At 57.5% G+C, this 1,184-nt stretch carries 1 protein-coding gene; it reads right to left on the bottom strand.

What is annotated here, in order from left to right:
- A partial coding sequence (locus Q0341_RS13535) for a GTP-binding protein (RefSeq protein WP_299514309.1) occupies nt 1-1,145 on the bottom strand: 1,145 nt, incomplete at its 3' end.
- Nucleotides 1,146-1,184: the final 39 nt, after the last annotated feature.

Raw genomic sequence — 1,184 nt, 5'->3', positions numbered from 1 at the left:
CCTTCACGGCGCATGTTTTCCAGCAAGATGGTCAGGTGCAATTCACCGCGGCCCATGACTTCAAAGATGCCTTCTTCGTCGGTTTCGTTGACACGCAAGGCCACGTTGTGTTGCAGCTCTTTTTGCAGACGATCCCAGATTTGGCGGCTGGTGACGAACTTGCCTTCACGGCCAGCCAAGGGCGATGTGTTGACGCAGAAGTTCATGGTCAGCGTAGGCTCGTCCACCTTCAGCATGGGCAGTGGAGAGGGGTTCAGCGGGTCGGTCACAGTCACGCCGATGTTCAGATCGGCAATGCCGTTGATCAACACAATGTCGCCAGGGCCGGCTTCGGTCACTTGCACACGGTCCAGACCCTGGAAAGTCAGCACTTGGTTGACACGGCCTTTGATGGTCGAGCCATCTGCGCCTTCCATGACCACGACGTCCATGTTCGGCTTGATGGTGCCTTGGCTGATGCGGCCCACACCGATGCGGCCCACGAATGTGGAGAAATCGAGCGCTGAAATTTGCAACTGCAAAGGCGCTTTAGGGTCGCCTGCGTTGGGCTTGACGTGCTGGAGCACAGTGTTGAACAGGGCCGACATGTCGGGGCCCCACTGCTCACCGGGTGCGCCCTCTTCCATCGATGTCCAGCCGTTGATGCCAGAGGCATAGACGACGGGGAAGTCGAGTTGCTCGTCGTTGGCACCGAGTTTGTCGAACAGGTCGAAAGCGGCGTTCACCACTTTGTCTGGGTTCGCACCGGGCTTGTCGACTTTGTTCACCACGACAATGGGCTTCAAGCCCAAAGCCAAAGCTTTCTTGGTCACGAAACGGGTCTGAGGCATGGGGCCTTCTTGCGCATCGATCAACAAGACCACACCGTCGACCATGGACAAGGCGCGTTCGACTTCACCACCGAAGTCCGCGTGACCGGGGGTGTCCACGATGTTGATGTGTGTGCCTTCCCAGCTCACAGCGCAGTTTTTGGCCAGAATGGTGATGCCGCGCTCACGTTCGATGGCGTTGTTGTCCATCACGGTGTCGACCACTTTTTCGTGGTCAGCGAAGGTGCCAGATTGGCGCAGCAGCTGGTCCACCATGGTGGTTTTACCGTGGTCAACGTGGGCGATGATGGCGATGTTGCGAATTTGCTTGGTCATGCTTTCTCTTCCTTTAAACCTGCTCGGCCAGCAACGGCT

It is taken from the genome of uncultured Limnohabitans sp., assembly GCF_937889215.1.
Lineage (GTDB): Bacteria > Pseudomonadota > Gammaproteobacteria > Burkholderiales > Burkholderiaceae_C > Limnohabitans_A.
Note: the sequence above shows the minus strand (reverse complement) of the source record. Positions and strands in the feature narration are given on the sequence as shown.